22 protein-coding genes and 1 tRNA gene are annotated in these 20,973 nt (G+C 69.7%); 12 read left to right on the top strand and 11 right to left on the bottom strand.

From position 1 onward, the window contains the following. Positions 1–151: 151 nt before the first annotated feature. Both CG747_RS42610 and CG747_RS42605 read right to left on the bottom strand, forming a co-directional pair. Entirely contained in the window at positions 152–988 is an 837-nt protein-coding gene (locus CG747_RS42610) for an SGNH/GDSL hydrolase family protein (RefSeq protein WP_100607263.1), read from the bottom strand. A 96-nt stretch (positions 989–1,084) separates the two neighbouring features. Further along, positions 1,085–1,903 (bottom strand): polysaccharide deacetylase family protein, encoded by an 819-nt coding sequence (locus CG747_RS42605; protein WP_257981116.1) that lies wholly within the window; start codon positions 1,901–1,903, stop codon positions 1,085–1,087. A gap of 146 nt (positions 1,904–2,049) precedes the next feature. On the opposite strand from CG747_RS42605, the gene CG747_RS42600 reads away from it, so the two are divergent. The 5 genes from CG747_RS42600 to CG747_RS42580 all read left to right on the top strand — a co-directional run bounded on the left by CG747_RS42600 (position 2,050) and on the right by CG747_RS42580 (position 6,290). After that, on the top strand, positions 2,050–2,751 hold the full coding sequence (locus tag CG747_RS42600; RefSeq protein WP_100607262.1) for a response regulator transcription factor: 702 nt from the start codon (positions 2,050–2,052) through the stop codon (positions 2,749–2,751). Next, positions 2,748–4,223: a HAMP domain-containing sensor histidine kinase gene (locus CG747_RS42595; protein WP_257981115.1), complete on the top strand. Its 1,476-nt coding sequence runs from the start codon at positions 2,748–2,750 to the stop codon at positions 4,221–4,223. The genes CG747_RS42600 and CG747_RS42595 overlap by 4 nt, the downstream gene beginning before the upstream one ends. Then, complete coding sequence (locus CG747_RS42590; RefSeq protein ID WP_257981114.1) at positions 4,220–4,810, top strand: hypothetical protein; 591 nt, start codon at positions 4,220–4,222, stop codon at positions 4,808–4,810. Before CG747_RS42595 ends, CG747_RS42590 begins: the two co-directional genes overlap by 4 nt. Before the next feature lie 326 nt (positions 4,811–5,136). Next, positions 5,137–5,475 carry a hypothetical protein gene (locus CG747_RS42585; RefSeq protein WP_146022263.1) on the top strand — a complete coding sequence of 113 codons (339 nt, stop codon included), beginning with the start codon at positions 5,137–5,139 and terminating at the stop codon, positions 5,473–5,475. 257 nt (positions 5,476–5,732) lie between these two features. After that, on the top strand, positions 5,733–6,290 hold the full coding sequence (locus tag CG747_RS42580; protein WP_100607259.1) for a Uma2 family endonuclease: 558 nt from the start codon (positions 5,733–5,735) through the stop codon (positions 6,288–6,290). A gap of 76 nt (positions 6,291–6,366) precedes the next feature. Here the strand turns inward: CG747_RS42580 and CG747_RS42575 are convergent. Further along, positions 6,367–6,440: transfer RNA gene (locus tag CG747_RS42575), tRNA-Met, on the bottom strand. A 179-nt stretch (positions 6,441–6,619) separates the two neighbouring features. Here CG747_RS42575 and CG747_RS50355 point away from each other — a divergent pair. Both CG747_RS50355 and CG747_RS42570 read left to right on the top strand, forming a co-directional pair. Further along, entirely contained in the window at positions 6,620–6,844 is a 225-nt protein-coding gene (locus CG747_RS50355) for a hypothetical protein (protein WP_257981113.1), read from the top strand. Continuing rightward, a complete protein-coding gene (locus CG747_RS42570) occupies positions 6,745–7,197 on the top strand; it encodes a Uma2 family endonuclease (protein WP_257981123.1) in 453 nt (150 codons plus the stop codon). The genes CG747_RS50355 and CG747_RS42570 overlap by 100 nt, the downstream gene beginning before the upstream one ends. Positions 7,198–7,354: 157 nt before the next feature. Here the strand turns inward: CG747_RS42570 and CG747_RS48590 are convergent, their stop codons facing one another. Continuing rightward, positions 7,355–8,638 (bottom strand): hypothetical protein, encoded by a 1,284-nt coding sequence (locus CG747_RS48590; protein ID WP_180985965.1) that lies wholly within the window; start codon positions 8,636–8,638, stop codon positions 7,355–7,357. 664 nt (positions 8,639–9,302) lie between these two features. Between CG747_RS48590 and CG747_RS42555 the strand changes: the two genes are divergently transcribed. Further along, on the top strand, positions 9,303–9,596 hold the full coding sequence (locus CG747_RS42555; RefSeq protein WP_100607257.1) for a hypothetical protein: 294 nt from the start codon (positions 9,303–9,305) through the stop codon (positions 9,594–9,596). Positions 9,597–9,631: 35 nt separating this feature from the next. Next, entirely contained in the window at positions 9,632–9,922 is a 291-nt protein-coding gene (locus tag CG747_RS42550; RefSeq protein ID WP_100607256.1) for a hypothetical protein, read from the top strand. A 5-nt stretch (positions 9,923–9,927) separates the two neighbouring features. On the opposite strand, the gene CG747_RS42545 is transcribed toward CG747_RS42550, so the two are convergent. Then, on the bottom strand, positions 9,928–10,956 hold the full coding sequence (locus CG747_RS42545) for a phosphotransferase family protein (protein ID WP_100607255.1): 1,029 nt from the start codon (positions 10,954–10,956) through the stop codon (positions 9,928–9,930). 1,142 nt (positions 10,957–12,098) lie between these two features. Between CG747_RS42545 and CG747_RS42540 the strand changes: the two genes are divergently transcribed. Continuing rightward, positions 12,099–12,671, top strand: a complete 573-nt coding sequence (locus CG747_RS42540) for a hypothetical protein (protein WP_257981112.1) — start codon at positions 12,099–12,101, stop codon at positions 12,669–12,671. Here the strand turns inward: CG747_RS42540 and CG747_RS42535 are convergent. From CG747_RS42535 to CG747_RS42525, 4 genes are all read right to left on the bottom strand, one after another. After that, positions 12,607–12,882, bottom strand: coding sequence for a hypothetical protein (locus CG747_RS42535; RefSeq protein WP_100607254.1), 276 nt, complete (start codon positions 12,880–12,882; stop codon positions 12,607–12,609). The genes CG747_RS42540 and CG747_RS42535 overlap by 65 nt on opposite strands. 7 nt (positions 12,883–12,889) lie before the next feature. Continuing rightward, a complete protein-coding gene (locus tag CG747_RS50350; RefSeq protein WP_257981111.1) occupies positions 12,890–13,018 on the bottom strand; it encodes a hypothetical protein in 129 nt (42 codons plus the stop codon). A 184-nt stretch (positions 13,019–13,202) separates the two neighbouring features. Beyond that, on the bottom strand, positions 13,203–15,209 hold the full coding sequence (locus CG747_RS42530; protein WP_257981110.1) for a beta-N-acetylglucosaminidase domain-containing protein: 2,007 nt from the start codon (positions 15,207–15,209) through the stop codon (positions 13,203–13,205). After that, the gene (locus CG747_RS42525; protein ID WP_257981109.1) at positions 15,206–15,607 is read right to left on the bottom strand and encodes a hypothetical protein; all 402 of its coding nucleotides are present in this window, start codon (positions 15,605–15,607) and stop codon (positions 15,206–15,208) included. The genes CG747_RS42530 and CG747_RS42525 overlap by 4 nt, the downstream gene beginning before the upstream one ends. A gap of 213 nt (positions 15,608–15,820) precedes the next feature. Here CG747_RS42525 and CG747_RS42520 point away from each other — a divergent pair, with 213 nt between their 5' ends. Both CG747_RS42520 and CG747_RS42515 read left to right on the top strand, forming a co-directional pair. Continuing rightward, positions 15,821–16,501, top strand: a complete 681-nt coding sequence (locus tag CG747_RS42520) for a response regulator transcription factor (RefSeq protein WP_100607252.1) — start codon at positions 15,821–15,823, stop codon at positions 16,499–16,501. Beyond that, the gene (locus CG747_RS42515; protein ID WP_257981108.1) at positions 16,498–17,949 is read left to right on the top strand and encodes a HAMP domain-containing sensor histidine kinase; all 1,452 of its coding nucleotides are present in this window, start codon (positions 16,498–16,500) and stop codon (positions 17,947–17,949) included. Before CG747_RS42520 ends, CG747_RS42515 begins: the two co-directional genes overlap by 4 nt. A gap of 275 nt (positions 17,950–18,224) precedes the next feature. On the opposite strand, the gene CG747_RS42510 is transcribed toward CG747_RS42515, so the two are convergent. Together CG747_RS42510 and CG747_RS42505 are read right to left on the bottom strand one after the other, a co-directional pair. After that, positions 18,225–19,946, bottom strand: a complete 1,722-nt coding sequence (locus CG747_RS42510) for an MFS transporter (protein ID WP_308303846.1) — start codon at positions 19,944–19,946, stop codon at positions 18,225–18,227. Positions 19,947–20,050: 104 nt separating this feature from the next. Beyond that, complete coding sequence (locus CG747_RS42505; RefSeq protein ID WP_180985964.1) at positions 20,051–20,932, bottom strand: alpha/beta hydrolase; 882 nt, start codon at positions 20,930–20,932, stop codon at positions 20,051–20,053. Positions 20,933–20,973: the final 41 nt, after the last annotated feature.

Genomic DNA, 20,973 nt, shown 5'->3' with positions numbered 1-20,973 from the left:
GTTTGGTTGAGGTGGGCATGGGTCTCCAACGAGATGAGCGAGCCGGCTCGGTTTCGGGCTCAGCCCCAAGCGGGCCGAAGCGGGCCGGCCACCGAGCCCAGCCGCCTTGCGGCTGGGCTGACCGGCAGGGCGGTGGCCGGCCCGAGGCGGACTACTTGCAGCCGAACGGGGCGTAGACCTTCTCGCTTGTCCACGACCCGGTGGCCCACTGGTCCACGGCGGCCGGGGTGAAGCCGTACTGCTTGTGCAACTGTTCGCCGAACCACGCGGCGAACGCGGCCGAGCCCTGCTGGCACGAGTGGATGCCGTCCTTGCCGCGCTGCGCCTTGGCTGCCGTGCTGTCGGTGCCCCACAGGGCCGAGGCGTCAAGGAAACGGACCGTGTTCGGGTGCTTGTCCGCGACTTCCTTGGCGGACTTCGGCGCGGTCTTGATCGCGGCCTCGTGTGGCCTGTAGAAGTCATCCACCTTGAAGGGGGGCGCCGACACGATGAGAAGTTCGGCGCCCGCGTCGTTCACCGTCTTGGCCAGACGTTCGTAGGCGGCGCGTTGTTCGCCTGGGGTTCCCCAGTCGTAGGTGGTGATCTGGTAGGCGACGACGTCCGGCTTGAAGGACGTCAGCTCCTTCGGGAGCTGCTCCCAGGTGGGCTGCGAGATCTCCCCGACGACACCGCCGCCCCCCGCGGCGGCGATCGACTTGAACGCCACGTGGCCGGCCTTCATCGCCGCACCGAGGGGCGGTGCCTGGACTTCGCCGATGGAGTCGCCCATCCACAACATCCGGTGCGGCTTCGTGGCGTTCTTCTGGCCGTCGGGCGTCTGCCGGTCAGCAGATGAGGCGGTGTTGCGGTCGGCGGTGGGGGAGGAGCCGTCGCCGGATGCTTGGCAGGCGGTGAGCGCAAGCGCGGCCGTCGTGGCGGCGAGTACGAGGCCCGCGGTACGGCGCGTGGGTCGCTGAAGAAGGGCGGAGGGCGTGTTCTTGCTGTTCATGTCTCCAGCACAATCCGCGAGGAGGCCGCTTGGGAGGGTCGTCATCGTTCGCTCACGTACCGGAAGAAGGCCGGCCATAGAGGGCGGGCATGACCGTCAACTGGCCTTCGGGAAGCTGAAGGTGTAGCCCTCTTCGGCGAACCAGGGAAGAAGCCGTTCCATCGCTTCCATCGTCTGGGCGCGGTTTCCGCCGCCGTCGTGGAGGAGGACCGTCGGCCCCGTGGAGAGCTGCTCCTTCACCGCGCGGACGAGGGTGTCTGCGCCGGGCTGCCGGAAGTCGCCGGGGTCGACGTTCCAGCCGAGGTTCCGCATCCCGTGGGCTGCCGCGATCTGGCGGCTCTGCGCTGTGAAGGCGCCGCCCGGGGCCCGGTAGTACCAGATCCGTTCGCCACCGGACGCCTCGTCGATCATGCGCTTGGCGTCGAGGATCTCCTTCTCCTGGTAGGAGACCGGCTTCTTGTCCATGGCGACGTCGTGGCTGACTGAGTGATCGCACAGACGGTGGCCCTCGGCGACGATCCGCCGGACGAGGTCGGGGTGGGCGGCGGCATTGGGGCCGGTCAGACAGAAGACGGCCTTGGCTTTGTACCGCTTCAGCAGCTCCAGGGCCTTCGGAGTCCAGCGCGGGTCCGGACCGTCGTCGAGGGTGAGGTTCACCGCCTTTCCGTCGTCCTCGGACTCCCGGACGATGGCCATGTCCACCGTCGGCGCGGGCAGTGCGGAATCGATCGTCGTGCTCGCCCCGGCTGTCTTGCCACCGGCCGCCCCAGCGCTCTGACCAGCGCTCTCGTCCGCCAGAACGGCGAAGGCGACCGTTGCGGTCAGTGCCAGAGCCGCGGCGGTGACCACCACCTGCCGCACGGTGCCAACGCGCCTACCGTTGCCGTTCCCGGTGCTGTTCGTGTCGTTGTTCATGCGCCCGACGGAACCTGCCGCCGTACGGCGAACGGCTGGCCGTCATCGTTTCGTCAAGGAATGCGGAACCGGGCGTCATACGCTTCCAGCACCCTGGTCAGAGAACACCGCCCCCACGCCGCCCAGCCCGAGAAGAGCGCAACCCGATGGCACGAGTCCTGCTCGTCGAAGACGACCCCGCCGTACAAAAGGGCGTCACCCTCGCGTTGAAGCGCCGTGGCCATGAAGTGGAGGTCGCGGCGAGCGGCGAGACGGGACTCCTCACCCTGGAACGCCACCGACCCGACCTGGTGCTGCTCGACCTGATGCTGCCGGGGATGAGTGGCCTGGAGGTGTGCCGCCGGATCCGGGAGAGCAAACAGATCCCGATCATCATCCTCTCGGCCCGCGGTGACGAGATCGACATGGTCGTCGGCCTGGAAGCCGGCGCCGACGACTACATCATCAAACCCGCCAGCGGGGAGATCATCGAGGCCCGGATGAAAGCCGTCCTGCGCCGGGTCGCCCCCGCCCAGGACAGCCCCGCGGCCACGCCCACGGCAACGGGGGCGGAACACCATGGCGACCTGGCCGTGGACCGCACCAGCCTGGTCGTGGCCAAGCACGGCACGGAGCTGGTCCTGGCTCCCTCCGAACTCAAGCTGCTGCTGTTCCTCACCGCCACGCCCGGTCAGGTCTACTCCCGCCACCAGCTCCTGGAACAGGTCTGGGAACACTCCTTCTACGGCGACGTCCGTCTCGTCGACGCCTGCGTGATGCGGTTGCGCGCCAAGATCGAGGACGATCCGCGCAAGCCCGTGTACGTCCAGACCGTGCGCGGCTTCGGCTACCGCTTCGGACCCCTGTGAAGAACCTCAGGCTCCGCTTCCCCAGGGGACTGCGGGCACGGCTCGTGGTCGCCGTGCTGCTCGCCGTCGCCTTCGGCGCACTGCTCACCGCGGGCCTCACCTTTCGCCAGGCCCGCGCCTCCGTCCTCGAACGCACCCAGCACACCGTCGTCGCCGACCTGCGCAGCCAACTCGATTCCCTCGCCCCCGGCCTGACCTTCCCACCCCGCACTGAGGACCTGCGGAGCCTGTCCCTCCAACTCGATCGGGCCGGAGGCTCCCGCGCCTGGCGTTCCTCGGCCTCCTACCAAGGCGGCACACCGGTCTCGGCCTCCCCCGACGCTCTGCCCGTGCCCGAAGAGCTCCGCGAAGCTGTCCAGGCAAGCGGCCAGGCGACCTATCAGCGCATCGAACGCGACGGCCGCCCCTGGCTGGCCGTCGGCATGCCCGTCGCCTACGCCGCGGAGCCCGAGAAGTCCGCGAGCGCAGGCAAGCCCTCCGGACTGACCGTGTACGTGGCCTCCCCCCTCGACGACGACCAGGCCGACATCGCCGCCCTGGTCTCCGCGGCCCAGGCCGGAGCCATCCCCGCCCTCGCCCTCGCCCTCGTCCCCGCCCTTCTCGCCGCCCGCAGCGTCCTACGCCCAGTACGACGCCTGCGCAGCGGCGCCGAACGCATCACCGCCGGCGAACTCGGCACCCGCCTCGACGCTGACGGACACGACGAACTGACCGATCTGACCCGCTCCTTCAACACCATGGCCGAAACCCTGCAAAAGGACGACGCCGAACTGCGCCGCATGGAAGCAGGAGCACGCCGTTTCGCCGCCGACGTCGCCCACGAATTGCGCACCCCCCTCGCGGCCATGACCGCCGTCACCGAGGTCCTCGACGAGGACGCCACCTCCGGTGTCCTGCCCCCCGACACCGCCGACGCCGTCCAACTCATCTGCGAGGAGACCCGCACCCTCGCCCGCATGGTCGAGGACCTGATGGAGGTCTCCCGCTTCGACGCCAAAGCCGCCCCGCTACACGCCGAGGAAACAGACCTGCGCACCATCGTGACCAAAACCCTCCAACTGCGCGGTTGGACCGACGGCGAACGCGTCACCGCCGACATCCCCACCCCGGTACCGGTACGCGCCGACCCCCGCCGTATCGACGTCATCCTCGCCAACCTCATCGGCAACGCACTGCGCCACGGGCTCCCACCGGTCACCGTCTCCGCCCGCGCCGAGAACGACCATGCGGTCGTCACCGTCACCGACCACGGAACCGGCATCCCCGACGACGTACTCCCGCACGTCTTCGAACGCTTCTACAAAGCCGACACGGCACGCGTCCGCTCCGAAGGCAGCGGCCTCGGCCTGGCCATCGCCTACGAAAACGCCCACCTGCACGGCGGAACCCTCACCGCGGCCAACACTCCCGACGGTGGCGCCGTCTTCACCCTCACCCTGCCACTCCCCGCCACCCCGCAGGACCAGCCATGACCCGTCCCCCGTCCCGGTCCCGCCCCGGACGTACCCTCCGCACCGCGGCAGTCGCCCTCGGGACCCTGCCCCTGTCCACCCTGCTCATCGCCACAACCACCGGCTGCGCGATCGGCCCCACCAACCCCGTGCCCGCCGGCCCCCCGGCCTCCGGCATCCAGCAACCCGGAACCGAAGCCCGCTTCGCACGCCTCTACTTCGCCGGTCCCACCGGCCCCCGCGCCGTCTCACGCCCCACGGACCGACCACTCAGCCCCCAGCAAGCCCTCGACCTCCTCCTGGAAGGCCCCACCCCGGCCGAACGCCAACGCGGCCTGATCAGCCAAGTACCACCGATGGCCGGCCAACTCACCGCCACCGCGACCGACGGAGCCGTCGACGTCTTCGTCCCCCAAAAAGTCAGCACCGGCGACCTCGATGTCACGGCAGTCAGCCAGATCGCCTGCACCGCCGCCCATGCCAACGTCCCCGGCAACAAACCCCCCACACAGATCGACATCCGCATCCACGAGAACAACATCCGCTCCCAGAATCCCTGGACCGTCCACTGCGGCCCCAACGGCAACGTGACACCAGTAACCGGCTGACACACCACACGGAAATCGCGACCGCCCACAGCGTGAGCGGAAGAGGCCGGCACGCTTCGATGCGGAGTTCGTCAAGGCAGGTAAGGGAACTGGCACCGCGCCGCGCGCCCTCAGGCAGCAGACCGCCACAGCCACGAAGCGACGGCACCCCAAAGCGCAGGGTAAAGCCCTCACTGACGTTGCACTGAACCGCGTCGCTGCCGAGGGCCCGGCGAACCGCAAGCTGAATAGGCGTGCTATCGCACTGTCGGGGATTCCTGGCTGTCCGTCAGGTAGCGTCGACGAAGGCGGTCCACCTGGACCAGGACGGCGGGGGCGGATGGACGGTGAACACCGAGCGGCGCTGGCGCGCCCGCGGGTTCCGTCCAATGGGCCGCGAGCTGGTGGTCGACAAGTGGGTGGCCGACCAGGCCCCGCCCCTCACGCGTCTGACGGGATCGACCATTCACCTCGACGCCGGCCCCGATGAGCATTGGTCGTCTTCGGCGGAGCTGGAGACCATCAAGGCAGGCCGGAAGCGGGGCGGCCTGCTGCTGGGTGTCTCCACCATGTTCGAGCCGGTGTCCTCCGCGGGCTCCAACGCGGTTCTCCGGTACGGCGCCGTAGACCACATCTTCTTCGGCTGGGCTCCCCTGACCTGGCCACTGGTGCCCCACAGGGTGTGACCGGCATCCTGGTCACGGATCCATCGCGGAACTCCCGGCCACCGGTGCTTCGCTGCACGTGGGCTGCCATCGCCCACAGCGACTCCACCATGGCGACCGGCGGGATGGACCTGCCTGCCGGCCCCTCGTGTGGGGAGCCTCGACATCAACAACACCGGTGCATCGCCCGCACGAGGGACACCACCCTTCAACCACGCTCCCATCCAGCGGGGACGCTACGTTGTGAGCACACGCTGCCGCAGCTGAAGGACGGTCCAGTGAGTGAAGTACCCGCCGACTACGCTCAGGGCATCGACCCCGAGCGGGCCCTGAAGTACGCCATCCAGCACCTCAAGGACGACCGCGCCGAAATCATCGAAGGGGTCATCGAGACCGTGCCGCCCAGCTGGGACCACGAAGCCGTCGCCGACACCCTCCGCGAGCAGATCCGCGTCCGCGCCCGCGAACTCGACTGCGTCATCGGCTCCGGCAACCTCGACCTGCCCGGTTCGCCGAACTGGTACATCCCCGACCTCGCCGTCGTCCCCGCGGCCGCGGCCAAGGGCGCCGGCGCCCTACTGCCCGCCGACACGCTCCTCGTCGTCGAGGTCACCTCCGAGTCCAACGGGGACACCGACCGCGTGGTCAAGCGCAAGCGGTATGCCGAATACGGGGCACCGCTGTACCTGCTGGTCGACCGGCAGGAACGTTCGGTGACCCTGTACGCCGAGCCCGGTCGCCTCGGCTACACCCGTGCCGACGGCCCTCACCCCTACGGCACCACCGTGCACCTACCGGAACCGTTCGGACTCGACCTGGACACCAGCGCCCTTTGAGCGCTCCGCCCACGACCTCGATCGAGAACGCGAACGGTGAAGGCCCGGTGGTGTCCACCGGGCCTTCACCTGGAAGTAGCGGGGACAGGATTTGAACCTGCGACCTCTGGGTTATGAGCCCAGCGAGCTACCGAGCTGCTCCACCCCGCGACGGCACACCGAACCCTACGGCACCGACCTGGATCAGCCGAATCGACTTCCACCCCGACCCGACGGTTCCGGTGGGGCCAGCCAACGGGCGCAGGGAGCGATCGCGGATACGGAGGCATGACGGGAGCCACTGGCCGTCGCGGCAGGCCACACTGGTAGTACGTGATGGAGGTGAAGGGATGAGCGTTGCCAGCTTTACGCACCAGGGGCCCTGGAGCGTCGAGGACGTCCTGGCCCTGCCCGAAGACCGGACCGTCCGCTACGAGCTGCTGGGGGAGTCGCTCGTGGTGTCCCCCGCCCCGGCCTGCGCCATCAGCGCGCAAGCTTCCGGCTCCACATCGCCCTGGACGCGGCCGCCCAGGCTGCCGGCGCCCCGGTCGAAGTGCTGGAGGCCATCAACGTGATCCTGCCGTCCGGGTTGGTTGTGCCGGACATCGTCGTCGCCGACGCGGGTGCGACCGCCGAGGACGGCGTCAGCATCGACGCCGAGGCAGTGCAACTGGTCGTCGAGCGCGTCACGCCCGGCAACAAGACCATGGACCGCAAGCTCAAGCCGCAGCTGTACGCGGAGGCCGCAGTCCCGTACTACTGGCGCCTGGAGTTCGACCCGGCCCCGCGCCTGATCACCTGCGAGCTGGACGCCGGCCCGTACGTCGAAACGGCGACCGCCCTGCCGGGCAGCGTGACCCGCATCGAGAAGCCGTTCCCCTTCGACATCGACCCGGCCGGACTGGCCCAGCCGCAACATAGGAAGTGAGACCTCCCTCAGGAGATCGGCAGACCACCTGCGAGGCTCCCCGCGACGTCGGCGACGCCGTCCTTGCGATACGGCCCCGCAGCTGACCTGTTCGAGGCCGCCGCAAGTGCCGGGCGGCGGCGCGGCACCCCGGAGTGCCAGGTGCCGCGCCAGCCGTTCACGCGGCGGCGGGGTCGGCCTCCTCGCCCGGGTCCGTGTCCGGTTCCGTGGAGGCTGGTGGGGTGCCGGTGTTCACCGGTTCGTCGTCGGACTCGGCGTCGTTCGCGGCGGGCGGGGTGGTTGGAGCGGCGGTGCGGTCGTCGAGGGTGATGGTGACCGGCGTACCGCTGGGGGTGAGGCCGGTCAGGCTCTCCTCGATCCGCTCGTACACGGTGGTGGCGAGTTCCCGGTCACCGTCTCCGTCGTTGGCGGTGTGCTTGATGGAGTGCAGGCTGATCAGCAGGGCGATCAGGGAGCGGCCGGACAGTGCGGCGCGGATCCGTTGGTCTCCCTCGTCGGCGACCTGCGGTGGCACGCGGAAGTGTGGGTGTCGGCCGGCGTGGCCGGTGATGAACTCCCAGATGTCGCGGTGGCACAGCAGACTGGCGGAGGAGACGCGGGCCGCCGTCTTGAGCAGGTCGCCATGCTCCTTGCTCACTGCGGCGGTCGTGGTTTCGGCAGTGGCGGCGGGACGGGGCCGAAGCTCCTCTACGACGGTGCGCAGGTCTGCGATCTCCTGCTGCAGGGAAGCGAGCCCGGACCGGGCTTCTCCCAGGGTGGTGCTGAGCTCCTCCTTGATCTCTGCGGCCGCTTCGTGTACCCGGTCCGGCGCGTCGTGCTGGTCGCCGACCGGGCCGGCGCCGTTGCGGTTCGCGGCTACGAGGGGGGCGAGCACGGGCGCGAGTTCCTCGGAGAGGACCTCACGGACGGCTTGGCGGACCGCGTCGACCGATAGCGCCGGGCTGGGCGAGGGAGTCTGATCGGCGGCACGCTGCGCCGGGATCGCGGGATGGAGGGCGGTTTCTGCCGCGGGCTGGTCGTGCTCAGCGATGGCGGTGACCGGTGCGGGCACGGGTCCGGCGGGGGCGCCCTCGGCACCTGATGCCCGCTGGACGGCCGAGGTGGGGGAGGGCGGGAGAGGCACGGGCGGGGCGAGTTCCGCGAGCATGATGCGGACCTCCTGCAACTCGCTGCGCAGTTCGGCGACGACGTCCTGGACGGCGGCGTTGAGCGCATCTCCGTTGGAGTTGAGCTTGTTGTGGACGTCGCGGAAGTTTGCGCGCATCCGGCCGAGCTCGTCGACGACCTCCTTGGTCGTCTTGTCGTGGCCGGCCCGGCCGGTCGACTCCAGCTTCTCGACGCTCTTTTCGAGCGCGTCCCGGATGTTCTTGTCCGTGTGCATGACGGCGGTGTGGAGCATCGTCAGGGTCGTGGTGATGTCCGGGTTGGGCTGGCGTGGCATCGTCCCCCATTTCGTCGCGTTCGGTAGTCAAACGAGTTCGCTGTGTATGCTCCCCCGGGTGGAGTTCCCTCTGCAGGAGGATCGGGGCAACTGGCTTAAGAGCGACGGTTGTTCAGGCTCAAACCGACCAGACCGGCTTACATGCACGTGCCCGGCCGGGCACGTCGCTTCCGCCCCCCGGCGCGCTGTAAGGCGTGTCGCCGGCCCAGATCGGCCTCGTGGAGGAGCAAGTGGGTCACGACGGCCGTGTGCCGGTGTCCGTCCGGGCGGGAACTCCAGATCGGCCCTCGGTTCCTCGGCCAGAGACGGCTGCATAAGGTATGCAGGTATGACTGATGTGCCTGAGTCGGGACAGAGCGGCGACGACCTCACCCGCCTGATTCCGACGGTGATCGCGAACGAAGGGGCCGACCCTGAAATCGTGGCGATCGGCGTGCGGTACTGAGCGCTGGCAGGTTTCGCCCCGGGCTACGACACCCCCCTGTGGTGTGAGAAGACCAACGCCATCGACACCGCCGGCTGGGGCAACCCCATCCACGCGGTAGCCGCGGCCGGCGTCCTCGCCATCGTTCCCGACCACCACTGCTCCCAGTGCGACGGCCCCCTCAGCCTCACGTCCCGCACCGCGTTCCAGCAACTGTGCAACGGCGAAATACCGGACTGCGTGGACTGCAACGAGTCGGTGCTCCTGACCGCGCGTGCAGTCAGCGACCCCAAACGCAAGGCCAAGCGGGAAGCCAAGCGGGAGGCCGCCGAAGCCAAGGCCGCCGCCCAGCAGGCCCGCGAAGCCGTCCGTACCGCCTGGACGCAGACACGGCGCAGCATCCTCACGGAGGAGTACGCGCTCACCCATGACTCCGTGGTGCCGCAAGCACCCGTCAAGGGGATGACCGCGGCGCTGGCCCTCCGGCGTTACGCACCTCCACCGCACCGATCAGCGATGTCGGAGCCTGGCTGAACCCACTACATCCGAAGGCCAACGAAACCGCTTCGATGCTCGGCGAGCTCGTCCGCTGCGGCCTGCTGAAAATCCACCCCTCCAGTCCCGCCACGGCGTTCGTCTGGGAACCCGCCTCCTTCGACAAGGCCCTGCACTCCGCCGACGGCGACCCGCACAGCATCGGAGCACCGGAACTGACCGACCAGTTCTACCCCAGCACGGCCCGCTTCTACGCCCCCTTCGGCACCAGCCCCGGCACAGGTGCCGAGCAGCTCGACGAGCACCTCGTCGCCACCCTGAATCCCGCGGGCATGACCGCCGGCCAACAAGACGACCTCCTTTAGCGCCCTTATGGCCTTTGTAGGGGCAGTGGTTGAAGCGTGGGCCATCGGGTGAGTATGGCTCTCTTGATGGCCGCGGCGAGTTGTCCCAGGCCGTTGAGCTCACTGCCATCAGCGGTCATCTGGCTGACGATTCCGAGACGGTGGACGAGTCGCTGCCGGGCCGTTGCCGTGCCCCATTTCCGGTCCCGTTTCGGGATCTCGGCCAAGTGGTCGACGGTTCCGCGTTCGGCTCGCTGGACCAGTGCGTCGCCTCGTAGCAGCCAGGCAGCACATGCATCGGTGAGATCATCTTGGGTATCGGTGCCCGTCGCGTCGCGCCAGGTCGCGCGATAGGCGGTCTCTGCTGCGTGCAGCAGGGGCTGTGCCGGGGCCGTGACGCACCCGCAGGTTGGGAAGCCCATGCGCAGGTAGGCGAGTTCCACGAGCCCATTGCCCAGCGCGGACTGCTCGAAGTCGATGAACCGGACGCCGCTGCTGGTGTGCATGTCGTTGCCGGGGCAGGGGTCGCCATGCAGCAGGGCATGGCCCTGTGTGCCGGCCAGGCGGTTCACCAGGTCGTCCAGCTCGGCTCGGACTCCGGTCGGAACCGCGACGCCGAGCGTCCAGGCAAGTCCGAGGAAGGAGCCGATGTCGCTTTGGGCTGGGCCGGACCAGGCGGGGAGTGTACCTGTGTCGTCGGTGCTGGTGGCCGCATGGAGTCGGGCCAGTGCCGCAGCGTAGTCAACTACCCAGCCCTCGCCGGGCGGCTGGTGGTCCAAGTGCTCAAGGACCAGGACACGTTCGTCCGGATCGGTGCCGAGAAGCATCGGCACCACGGGCGGGCCAACCCGGGATGCGAGCTTCAGCGCCGCCACCTCGCGGGCATACCTCTCGGCCGCCTCCGGAGCCTCGATGAGCTGCTTGACCACCACGGGTGTGCCGGACAGCTCGGCCCGCCATACCCGAGAACGCGGGCTGCTTCCCAGTCGGTGAGCCCGACGAGGTGAGCCTAGCCCGGACCGCAGCTCGTCCCCGAATGGCAGTCGTGACCACATGGACTCATGCTCGCACGCACGCGTGCGAGCGAACTGCGTTTACGCCACGGCATTGCTCCGCCTATCCGCGTGGCCTCTAAGGCCGGTCACTGTAGGGCCGCTCCGTAGCGCCCTGCCGGCACCCATTTATGGGCCAGTGAATCCCGAGGTGATCAGCCGTGCGGCAGTCTCCTCCAAGTCCGGGGGCGCCACCGGACCCGACCAGCGCGCTTGCGGGGCTACCCCCCCCGGCGGTCCAAGGTCGCACCATCCATTCACCCGCGTGCTCCTCCAGCACGCCCAAAGCAAGGAACCGTCATGGCCGTAACAGCCCCGCGCGGTGCTCGCGGGTCGCGCGGGCGCCGTTCCTGCCTACCTGCCGGCGTCACCGGCGCCGTCAGTGGGGGAACCGGCATCGGGGCGATCGCGTACACAGGCGCACCCTGGTGGGTCGTCGTCTTCTGCGCCGTCGTGCTCACGGCAATAGTGGGAGCAGCGTCGTTCCTGCCGCAGGAGTCCGAACACCGACGCGACGTGTTCCGGGACTTCTTCCGGCATCGCGAGCGCATGACCCGACTCCGACAGAAACCACCTGGATCGCCGCGGACCACGGCAGCCGCAGCGAGTGACCGGCGGGCGCGGGCGAAACAGCACCCACCGGAGATTATGGGGCGGTCGAGGTTGCGTCCGCCGTCGTGACGCCTGCTGACGCCTGATCCGGGACCGCGGCCGCGGCCGGAGCGGGGATCGAAAGGGCCCGGGCGGCGCTGGCGACGACCGCGGTGGGAGGAAGAGCCCCCAGGACCGCCAGCACCGTTAGGGGCTGCCACACGGACAACCGAATCGAGGGCGCCCTCGGGGCGGTGTGACGGCCGCTCACCGTGCCGCCTTCGGGTGCGTCTCCGGCATGATCGGTGCAGAGGTCACTTGACCTCACCGCCCGCAGCCAGCGGAGCCCACGAGTAACGCACCTCGACGCCTTGGTCCTGCAGCCCGAGGCGCGGCCCGCCATCACCGAGGCGCTCTCCCGGATGCTCGGACGACCCGTAGCGTGCGCGGAAATCGGCTGGCCGACCGTGGCAGAACCGGCCGCAGAAGGCGACGTCGTGACGGGAGTGGTCGACCTGAGTCGAGCAGACATGGATCCCCCGCGCCGTGGCGTGTTGAAGACCGGCAGGTACGCCGCGGCGCTGGCCGTCCCGCGGTTCGAAGACGTGAAGGGCCGGCTGGAGGCGACGGCGGCCGGGCGAACAGTGCACATCGGCAGGTCCGATGTCGAAACCGTCCGCACCATGACCGACAAGGTCGCCGACATCCTCGACCAAGTCGGGGCCGGGCATGCCCGGCCGATGGCCGCCGCCTTCCTGGTCGACACCGCCGGCCCCTACCTGCGCGCGAGCGGCACCGAAGAGGTCACCCGCGCCATGCGGGCCGCCGTCGCGGACTTCGCGTACCTCACGGGCTGGATGGCCATGTACGAGAACCAGCAGGGCCTTGGCCAGAAGTACTACCTGCGCGCGCTCGAACTCGCCGACGCCGCAGAGGACCACGTCAGCTGCTCCTGCGCGGAGACAAGCCGGGCCTCGGCACGCTGGAGGGTGGGCAGGCCCCGGCCGGCGAAGTGCACCCCGACCAGCGCCGGCACGGACAGCAGGAGCAGGCTGGCGCCGATCAGATCGCCCAGGACGAACCCTGCGGGGTGCCCGTGGTCAGCGTGGCGATGCCCGTACCGATGACGGCGGTGAGTAAGGACAGCCAACTGGCGGCCGCCCCGGCGCGCCAGATGCGGTCCAGCCGCCGGCGTCGGCCGAGATTCTCCTGGGCGTCGATGACGAGGTTGGTGCTCACCACGTAGATCCGTTCGTCGGCGTCCCGCCTGCGGGCGTGGACCAGTTCATCCGCGTCCCGGATCCGGCGGGGCGCGTCGTCGTCGAAGTTCCGTGCCACGGGCGGGTCAGCGGCCGAACGCTTCGGTCAGGCGCACGCAGGAGCCGTCCTCTTCCATCGGCCCGGCGGTAACGCCGAACGGGTCGGGGTGGTTCAGCTCGATGGGGGTGAAGACGAAGTTCAGCACGTCGCCCATACATGTATCCGCCCATGGTGACGGCCACGACGAAGGCGAGCAGCCAGGCTTCGGTCCTGCGCCGGATCGGCGCGAGAGCGAGCGCTGCGCACGTCATCGTCCGTTCGGTCTGGCCTTCGCGTTCTGCGGCGTTGGGGGGTCTCGGTCGGGTCAGCATGCCGCACACCTGCCTTTGCTCAGTGTCCTACAGGGTTTTCGCGGCTCGGTGGATGAAGGTGTCGAGTACGCCGTCGGCGACCTTGACGTTGCCGTGCGGGCGGGTGGCGCCGGGGATGGTGCGGACCGCGGCCGCCTCGCGCGCGAGCTCGGCCGCTGCGGTGAACGAGCGGGTGGCCTTGCCCTTCTCCCCCTTGGCGCGGTGTTCGAGCCCGTCACAGGTGTGCTCAAGGGCCTTGGCCCACAGGGTGAGTGCGTCCAGCCAGGGCTTGGTCTCGGCGGCGAAACCCGGGTCGGTGACGGCTCTGCGGATCTCGGTGGGGGCTTCGGCGAGTGAGCGTGTCTGCGCGCGCAGTGCCGTGACCGCCTGGTGTTTACTGCCCGTGCGCCAGGATCGTTCGACGGCATCCAGCCGGGCCTTGAGGGCAGGGGCTGCGGGCTGCCATGGTGTGCCGGTCCAGCTGGGCGCCAGGTGCTGGGTGTCGAGGAAGGTCAGCAGGGCGCGGGTGCCTTGCGGGTCGTGTGCGGTCATGTGTGCCGCGGCGCTGTGCCAGGAGTCGGTGGGCCGGTAGGCGTGCGGGTTCCAGGCGTAGTCGGCGCCGGTGAATTCGGCGATCTTGCTGGCCGATGCCTGGTTCATCGGATTGAGCGCGACGCCGCTGAGGTGCTCGCCGAGCCTGGGGGTGCGCTTGGCGTACGGGGCGAGCAGCAGGCGTCCGGCGGCGTGGTCGTAGTCGTTGGTGGGGTAGTTGTCCCAGAGCAGCACGTCGTGGCCCCACACGTCGGCGGCTCGGCGGGTCTGTGCGGTGGTGATGGAGGTGGGCACCACGTCGGCGCCCGTCCACCACACCTGCACGCGGTCGTCCAGGGCGCGGCGCAGGGTCTTCTTGTACGGGGTGTCGGCGAGGTCGCTGTACTGCGTGGGCACGAACTGTAGCGGGCGCATGCCGCGGTGCTGGTCGACGAACTCGCGCTGTATGCGGTTGGCGAGGTCGGCCTGAGCGGCGGCGGCGGACTGCTCCGAGACGGGCCCGTAACGGGCGAAGTCCGCGGCACCGTTCCATACGGGCAGCGGGTGGATGTCGTCGAAGGCCAGGGCGAAGTCCCTGATCCCCAGGTTGTACAGGGACTGGAGCTTGCCGGTCAGGGCCTGGCGGTCGCCCGCATCGTTGTAGGTGATGGACTTGCCCGGGGACAGGACATAGGTGAAGCGCACGTGGTGGTCGGCGGCGTGCTGGGCCAGCTCGGCCAGCTCGCGTTCCAGTTTCCTCGGGTAGCGCTCACGCCAGCGGTCACGTTCGTACGGGTCGTCCTTGGGCGCGTACAGGTAGGTGTTCAGCTTGACGGAGCCGTAGAAGGCGATCTGGTCCAGGCGTTCCTCGTGGGTCCAGGGCTTGCCGTAGAAACCCTCGACGACCCCGCGCAGCGGCATGGCGGGGTGGTCGACGACCGTGGCGCCCGCTATCCGGCCGTCGGTGGCCAGCTGGGTGAAGGTCTGGGCCGCGTAGTAGACACCGTCGCCGTCGGCGCCCGCGAGCAGCACTCCGGTATGGCCGTCGAGGCCACCGGTGGTGATCTGGTAGCCCTCAGGCGGCAGTGTCCCGGAGGTGAAGGCCTTGCTGCGTCCCAGCTTGTCGGCCATGTGCGGAGCCGAGACGGTTCCGATGACGACGGTCAGCGGTGCTGCGGGAGGCGAGGCACCGCCGAGGGGAGAGACACGGACGTCGGTGGCACCCGCGCGGCGCAATGCCGTTTTCACCAAAGTGACGGAGCGGGCGTCGGTGCCCTGTGCGGTGAGCAGGTCCACACGGAGCGGCACGGAGAGGTCGGGCCCGGTACGGCGTATCTGCTGCGGGGTCGGCGACACCCGGGGCAGGTCATTACCGGTGACGGATGCCCGGGTGATCGAGGGCACATCGGGGGTGCTGCGGGGGCCTGCTGCGTGGCCTTGGTTTCCCATCTTGTCCAGGGGGGCGCAGCCTGCGAGGAGCAGCCCGCTGCCCAGCCATGCGGTGACGGTCCTGCGGCGGATCATCGGCTCTGCTCCGTGCGGCGGGCACCGAGCAGGGCCCAGGTGGCCAGCAGCAGCAGGACGAGCCAGCTGCCGGGCACCAGGAGGAACAGAGAGGTGGCGACGGAGGAGACGGGGTCGCCCAGTGGCAGTACCAGCCAGTACGCCACGGCACTGGTGAGGATCACCACCAGAGCGGCCAGCGGCCACACCAGAGCCCCCGCCACTTTGGCGCGACCGCTCCATCCGCGGGCCGGCAACCACACGGCCAGGCCGATCAGCCAGCCGACGACGGGCAGCAGGAACCCCCCGAAGACCAGTAGCACTACGGCTGTCGTCTGAGCGGGGGTGCAGCCGCGCACGGAGGTGCGAGGTACAGCCGGTGCGGGGCGTTCCGGGGCGGGGGGAGGGGTACGGTTCATGGAGGTTCCTGTGGGTGCGGAGGGTACGGGCGGGCGCTCCTGGCCGGAGGGGTTCCGGCGGGCGGCGCCTCGGCGACGGCGGTGATCGCTCACCCAGCCAGCGTTTCCGCGTTTTGTCCGCTGCCTGTGGGCAGAATGTGGACGGACCGTAACAAAGCTTCCGGAGGGGGCCTGCTGCCCGGATCTGCTGGCAGAGGTAGCCATAATTTCCTTATGCCACGGATTCTGCTCATCGAGGACGACCAGTCCCTGCGCGACGGCCTTCAGCTGGCCCTGGAGCACCAGGGCCACCAGGTCCACGCCGCTGCGTCCGGCCACGCGGGTCTCACGGCGCTGCGGACAACGCGCACCGACCTGGTCGTCCTCGACCTGATGCTGCCGGACACCGACGGTTTCGAAGTCTGCCGCCGCATCCGCGCCTCCTGGCCAGTGCCCGTCATCATGCTCACGGCCCGTGGTGACGACTCCGACATCGTGCGCGGCCTCGACGCGGGCGCGGACGACTACGTGGTCAAGCCCGTACGCGGCCGGGTCCTCGATGCCCGTATCCGCGCCGTCCTGCGCGGGCAGGACCCCTCACCCGCGACCACAGCCACCGAGATCTACGAGGAGCTCACCCTGAACCGCTCCGGTCTCAGCATCACCAAGAACGGACACCCCGTCGCCCTCACCCCGCTGGAACTACGCCTGCTGCTGCACCTGTCGGCGGACCCCGGCCACGTGTTCACCCGGCAGGAACTGCTCGAAACGGTATGGGGCCACGACCCGTCGGCCGACGCACGCCTGGTGGACTCCGGCATCGCCCGGCTCCGTACGAAGATCGAGGACGATCCGACATCCGCCCGCTACATACAGACGGCGCGCGGCTTCGGCTACCGCTTCGGACCGCTGTGAAGCGCCTCTCTCTGATCAAGCGCCTGTCGTTCGGGCTGCGGGGCCGACTGATCGCCGGATACCTGCTGGTCGCGGCCACCAGCGTGGTGGCGACGGCGGGATTCACCTACTACCAGGCGCACATCTCGATCCTCCGGACCGGACAGGACACCCTCCTCAACAGCCTGCGAGGCGCGACCACCACGTTCGCCGACGACCTGCCCTACCCGCCCACTCGCGCCCAGCTCACCTCCTTCGCCGGAAAAGTTGCCTCCGGCAGCGGCTTCCGGATCATCACCGTCTCCTACGGCACCAAATCCGTGACCTCGGCCCAGGGCGGCCCCGCCATCCCCGAAACCCTCCGCCGTGATGTCACCGCCAACCGGGAACTGACCTTCCAGCGCGTCACCCAGGACGGCGCCCCCTGGCTCACGGCCGGCACCCCGATCACCTTCGCCGACAGCGGACAACCCTCCGGCATCGTGGTCTACGGAGCCACCCCACTGCGCTTCCTCAACGACGCGAAGGCCGCCGTGTGGGTCGCCGCCCAGTACGGCGCGATCCCCGCGCTCGTCCTCGCCGTGCCGCCCGCACTGCTCGCAGCCCGCGGCGTACTGCGCCCCGTACGCCGGCTCCAGCACGGCGCCCGCCGCATGGCCGACGGCGATCTCACCAGCCGTATCAAGGTCACCGGAAACGACGAACTGGCCGACCTCACCAAGGCGTTCAACGAATCGACCGCCACACTGGAGACCACGATCGGCGAACTCCGCAGAATGGAAGCCTCCGCCCGCCGCTTCGCAGCCGACGTCTCCCACGAACTACGGACACCCGTCGCCACGATGGTCGCCGTCAGCGACGTCCTCGACGACAGCGCCGACACCCTCCGACCGGACATAAGCCGGGCGGCCCGCCTGGTCACCACCGAAGCCGACCGCCTCGCCCGGCTCGTCGACGACCTGATGGAAATCTCCCGCTTCGACGCGGGCGCCAACACCCTGATCGCCTGCGACATCGACGTAGCCGAAGCCGTACGCGCCTGCCTACGCGCCCGCGGCTGGCAGGACGAAGTCTCCACCGACTTCCCCGAACCCCCCGTCACCGCGCGCCTGGACCCCCGCCGCCTCGACGTCGTCATGGCCAACCTCATCGGCAACGCCCTGCGCCACGGAGCGCCCCCCGTGACCGTCCGGGTGACCGCATCCGAGGGCAACGAGGATTGCGTACGGATCAGCGTCACCGACCACGGCGGCGGACTGTCCCCCGAGACCAGCGCACATCTCTTCGACCGCTTCTTCAAAGCCGACCAGGCCCGGTCACGCTCCGAGGGCAGCGGCCTCGGCCTCGCCATCGCCTGGGAGAACACCCGCCTGCACGGCGGCACCCTGACCGCAGCCAACGGCCCGCACGGCGGAGCCGTCTTCACCGCGGAATTCCCACGCACCCCCACGACAGGAGAGGGCACATGACACAGAGCAGCCGCCTCCTTCGCCCTCTCCTCCCCGTGCTCCTCCTCGGCCTCACAAGCTGCGGCACCGGCCCGGCGATCGACGCGTCCAAGCCCATGGGAGCCGGCGAGCCCGCCACCGGAATCGCGGCAGGCACCGCCGTCTTTTTCCTCAAAGGCAGAACACTGCACCCCGCCGAGCGCTCCGCCGCCGGCATCACCTCACCCACCGAAGCCGTCCGCGCCCTCCTCGCCGGCCCCTCACCCGAAGACCACAAGCAGGGCCTGACCAGCGCGCTACCGCCCCTGACCGGCACCTTGGAAACTGCCTTGGCCAAGGTGACCGCCACCCCGAACGCCCCCGGGCGGCTGCGCGTCACCCTGCCCTACGACCCGACCGCACTCACCCCTCTCGCACTCGGACAGCTCACGTGCACGGCGTCCGTAACGGCACTGGTGGAACTGACCGGCACAGGCCACACCACCCCGGCCACCCACTGCTCCGACTACGCTGTGCGACATCCCGTGAGTTCTCCTCAGTCCCCCTGAGTCCCCCTGAGTGAGCCCCTGTACCCGTGGCCAGGAAGTTGTTCCTGTGAACCTTGGTGGCGAGGCAAGGACCAGCTGTCGCCCTCGACAGCCTGCGCGCCCCTGGTCCGTTCCTACTGGGGCCCCTAACTCCGCTGTCGCCTCACCTCGATCGAGAGCGCGAACAGTGAAGGCCCGGTAGAAAGGCGCGGTGGCGGTGAAGACGGCGGCCTCGTAGGTCATGGCGTGCCGAAATGCGGCGCCCGGGCCGGCGGCGGGTGCGAAGTAGACGAGCCCCGCCGCAGCCACCCCGATCGACCCGCCCAGTTGCTGAGCCGTGGGCAACGGCCCGGACACAGAACCGGCCGCGGAGCCGTCCACCCTAGCCAGCACCGACGCGAACACCGAGGCGGTGAACGAGCCGAACGCGGCGCCGCCGAGAGCCAGGACCGGCAACGCCGCCCAGCGTCCGGCCGCCGTGCCGATGAGCGGCGCGAGAGCCAGGGCCGTCCCCGCCAATACCAGCGCCGGGACCGTGAGCACGGCCGACCCGTGTCGGCGGGCCAGCGCGGGTGCGCTACGGCTGCCCAGCACGGCCGCGGCCGCGAAGGGAGCCGACGTCAGCGCGGCCGTGAGGGCGGGATACCCGATGGCCGACTGCAGATGCAGGAACAGCAGATACGTGAAGGACGGCACCCCGGAGTTGAACACGAACACCAGCAGCATCCCCGCACGCGCCCTCCGGTCGCGGAACAGCGACGGATGCACCAGGGGATCCGGCTGGTGCGGGAGAGTCAGGGCGAAGCAGCCGAGAACGGCCGCGGAAACGGCCAGAGTGGCCCATGTCCACCAGGGCCGGTCGGCTTCCCCTCCCAGCGCGAGCGGCAGCACCAGCGCACCGAAGCCCACGGTGGTCAGCGACACGCCCACCCCGTCCACGCGCTGTCCGGCCGCGCCTCGCGTGCGAGGCAGTACGGTCGCGCCCGCGAGCGAGACGAGTGCCACCGGCACCGTGACCAGGAACACCGAGCGCCAGCCGAGACCGAAGAGGTCGGCGCCGACGAGGAGTCCGCCGATCAGCGGCCCGGCCAGCGACGCCACTCCCATCGTGGCACCGAACAGGCCGAGAGCCCGTGGGCGCCGGGCAGCGGGGACGGTGACCTGGATGATCGACAGAACCTGCGGGGCGACCAAGCCGCTGCCCGCGCCCTGGACCAGCCGGGCCGCGATGAGGAACGTGGCATCGGGAGCACACGCGGCGGCTACTGAACCGGCCATGAAGACGACGGTGCCCAGCGCGAACAGCCGGTGGTAGCCGTACCGGTCGCCGAGGCGCGCGGCCGTGATGAGCAAGCAGGCGCAGGTCAGGGTGTACCCGGCCGGTATCAGCTGCACGGCACCTGAGCCGGCACCCAGGTCCGCCCGGATCGCCGGGGCGGCGATCTGCGCGACGGTGACGTTGAGCAACTGCACGAATGTCGCGCACAGCACGACCGGCAGTACGAGCCGCCCGCCGCCACCGGCCGCGAGCCGTCCCGCGCTCAGGAACGGGGAACCCTTCACGGGCCGATGCCGGCTCACGGGCCGATGCCGGCTCACGAGGCGAGGACCGCGGCGAGCTCGCCCGGCCGGGCTGCGAACGGGCTGTGGCTGCCGGGCAGGGTATGCACAGTGAACGGGTTACCGGGGAAGGCCCGGTCGGCTTCCGCGATCATCAGGTCCTGCGCGGCCGGTGCCAGCGCCCGGTCCTCGGCGCAGCGCAGGAAAGTTCGTGGAATTCGTCCCCACCGTGCCGCGGTCAGGGTGACCGGAGCCGTCGGGATCGCCAGGGGCAGATCAGGGCTCAGCGCGGACCGCCACCGGTCAAAGCGGTCCAGCGGGGTGTCGTGGTAGTGGGTTTCCCGCAGTTCGTCGAGGTAGGCGGGATCCGGTGAGAGCGGATTGATCCTTACGGCGCCCAGGGCCCCGGGGTCGCCGAGGTTCAGGTTCTGGCCCAGCGCGGTGGCGTTCTCGGGTGAGCCCAGGTAGTCGAAGAACCGCGGCCGCCCGCCCGGGACGAACGCGGACAGGTAGACGATCCGGTCCACCAGCTCGGGCGCCCGCTCCGCGGCCAGGGACGCGGGACCGCCGCCCGCGCTGTGCGCGACGAGCACGACAGTGCGATGGTGACGCACCTGGCGCAGGACGCTCAGTACTGCCTCGGCGCAGTCGTCCATCGTCAGGGAGGCGAGCCGTGACTTCTCGGTCAGCAGGCCCGGCTGGCCGGGCAGCAGGTATCCGGTGGGCAGGGGTGCGTCGAAGCCGTGCCCCGGCATGTCGACGGCCACGCTCGCGGCGCCCAGTCCGGCCAGCGCGCGCTGCGTCGCTGCCCACTGTCCGGAGCTGTGCCAGGCGCCGTGCACGAAAACGAAGACGGTGTCGGTCAGAGATATGTTCTTCACGGCTCCATTCCAGACAGGAACCACAGCGCCATCCATTCATAGATCTGGTAAGTGGCATGGCAATATCTTTGAGGTCT

Source organism: Streptomyces sp. CB02959 (assembly GCF_002803155.1).
Lineage (GTDB): Bacteria > Actinomycetota > Actinomycetes > Streptomycetales > Streptomycetaceae > Streptomyces.
This window is presented reverse-complemented; position numbering and strand designations above follow the sequence as displayed.